We start from the raw sequence: 2,413 nt of genomic DNA, 5'->3' as shown, positions 1-2,413 counted from the left end.
AGGTCGGGTCGAACACCGCCTCGCCCGCATCCGCCATCGCGACGGCGGGCGCGCGGAGCGGCGTGCCGGCGATCTGCGTGATCGTGCCGTGCGCGATGCCGAAGGTCTTGAACGGGAAGGCGTCGTACTTGATCACCACGTCCTGGCCGACCTTGGCGAGGCCGATGGCGCGGGCCGGCACCTCCAGCACGATCACCGGCTCGGCGCCGGAATCGCCCACGATCGCGAGGATCTGGTCGGCGGAGACCGAGGCGCCGGGCTCCACGAACAGGCCCGCCACCTCGCCGTCCACGGGCGAGACGATGTCGAGGCGCTCCAGCGCGCTGTAGCCGGTGAGCTGCGCCTCGATCGCGCTCAACTCGTTCTCGGTGGCGGCGAGCTGGGCGGCCTTCTCGGTGGCGGTGGTGCGCTGCCCCGTCAGGCGCTCGGCGGTCGATTGCTTCAGCTCGGCCCGGCGGGCGCGCAGCTCCGCGATCTGGCGCGCGTAGTCGAGGGCGATGCGGCGCTGGCCGTTGAGCGATTCGCGCGTCGCGTAGCCCTGGTTCATGTAGGTCTGGACGCGGGCCACCATCTCCTCCTGCTGGCGCAGGCCCTCCTTCAGGGCCCGCTCCTGCTCGTCGAAGGCGCGGGTGACGTTGGCGACGTTGCGCTCGGTCTCGCTGCGGTCGCCCTTCGTGGCGTCGAGGAAGGTGATCAGGCGCTCGCGGTCGCGCTGGAGGTTGGCCTTGCGCTCGCGCAGGCTGCGCAGGTTGGCCGTCACGGTCGAGACGCCGCCCGTGGTCTGGTCGCGCACCTGGATCTGCATCAGGCGCTGGCCGCGGGCGACGCGGTCGCCCTGTCTCACGTCGATGGTCTGGACGATGCCCGCGGCCCGCGCGTCGAGCCGGGTCAGGCCGGAGGCGGCCGAGACGTAGCCGCGCACCGATTCGCTGCGCGCGAAGCGCCCGAGGAACAGGGCCGCCACCAGGGCGACCACGATCGCGCCGAAGAACCACGCCATCCACGCGGCGCCGCGGTCCTGCTGCAGGTGGATCGTCGCGCCGGGCCGGCGCCTCTGGAAGGCTGCGACGGCAGAGGACCGGTCGGGACCGGCGTCCGGCGTATCAGTCTCGCTCATGGTTCGGGATCACGCGGCGGTCCGGATCTGTTCATCCGCCTCTTCGGTCCGGGAGGCGGCGTCCGTGACTGTATCGGTGACCGGTAAATAGTCTCGCAGCGCGGACCAGAGGTGCCACTGCTCGGGCCGGGCCCTGAGGCTCGCCTCGATATGGGCGCGCACCAGCCCGGCGACGCGGGCCCGCTCCTCGGGCGCGCTCGTGTGGACCTCGAAGGTGGGGCCGACCCGGACGAGGTCGCCCTCCGGCTCCATCGTGCAGGCCAGCGGCACGACGAGGCCGTTGGTGAGGCGGGCCAGCGTGTCCGTGCCGAAGGCGAACCGCGTCTCCAGGCCCAGCACCGGCATCGGGGCGGCGGCGCCGTAGGCGGGATCGAGGTCGCAGAAGTTCACGATCACCGCGCCGTTGCGGGCGAAGCGCACGGCCTCCAGGAAGCCCATCCGGTCGGTGACCTGATGGAAGCGCATCGTGACGCCGACCTCGCGGATCCGCTCCATCACGGCGGTCTCCAGGGGCATGTCGTCGCGCTGGCGCAGCACGAGGAGCGGCCGGCCGGGGAAGAAGCGCACCATCAGGCAGGCGAGCGCGAGGACGTAGGCGCCCATGTGCAGCGGCGTCAGGATCACCGGCCGTCCGGTCGCGGCGGCCCGCTCCAGGGCGGCCGGGTCCGTGACCGCGATGTGGCGCGCGTCCCGCTTGAGCGCGGGCACGCTGCGCACGAGGAGCGCCGCCCACTCCGCCTCGGTCTGCAGGTTGTGCAGGTTCACCTCGCGCTCCAGGCGCCGGGCCTCCCGGCTCGACTGGCGCAGGACGCGCTGGAACAGGCCGGCATGGCCGGTCTTCTCGAAGCCCCGCAGGGCGCCTGCGAGCGTGAACCGCGCGCGCAGGATGCGGCGCCGGGTCCGCAGCGGCAGGCCGGCGATGCGGCGGGCCAGAAAGCCGATGCGGGGGTCATTCTCCGTCATGTCGCGGCCTCAGCCTCCCCTCGCACGAGGGTTCGCGCCGGGGCGCGCCTCCTCGTCGCCCATCGGGGCGCGCGGCTGCGGGCCGCGCGCCCCGCATCACGTCCTCAGCACTTCTTGGACTTGTCGCCGTTGCCCTTGGGGGCGCAGGGGGCCTTGGCCGGTGGGCACGGGGCGGCGTTGCCGCCGGTGACGGCCTTGAGGGTCTTGGCGTCGAGCTTCGTCATGGCGTGGATTCCCGATCTCTGGATTGCGTCTGTGCGTCGATGTCTCGGAGGGCGCGCGCCGCGAGCGCGGCGCGCGCCCGTCAGATCAGCACTTCTTGGACTTGTCGCC

At 72.8% G+C, this 2,413-nt stretch carries 2 protein-coding genes; both read right to left on the bottom strand.

The genetic code is table 11. The features are described from left to right. The coding region (locus tag AX737_RS07125) for an HlyD family efflux transporter periplasmic adaptor subunit (protein WP_066920153.1) at positions 1 to 1,117 on the bottom strand (1,117 nt) is incomplete at its 3' end. A 9-nt stretch (positions 1,118 to 1,126) separates the two neighbouring features. Beyond that, positions 1,127 to 2,080 (bottom strand): hypothetical protein, encoded by a 954-nt coding sequence (locus AX737_RS07120; protein ID WP_066920152.1) that lies wholly within the window; start codon positions 2,078 to 2,080, stop codon positions 1,127 to 1,129. Between the last annotated feature and the right edge of the window lie 333 nt (positions 2,081 to 2,413).

The organism is Methylobacterium sp. CCH5-D2, from assembly GCF_001556475.1.
In the GTDB taxonomy this organism is placed as follows: Bacteria; Pseudomonadota; Alphaproteobacteria; order Rhizobiales; family Beijerinckiaceae; genus Methylobacterium; species Methylobacterium hispanicum.
Note: the sequence above shows the minus strand (reverse complement) of the source record. Positions and strands in the feature narration are given on the sequence as shown.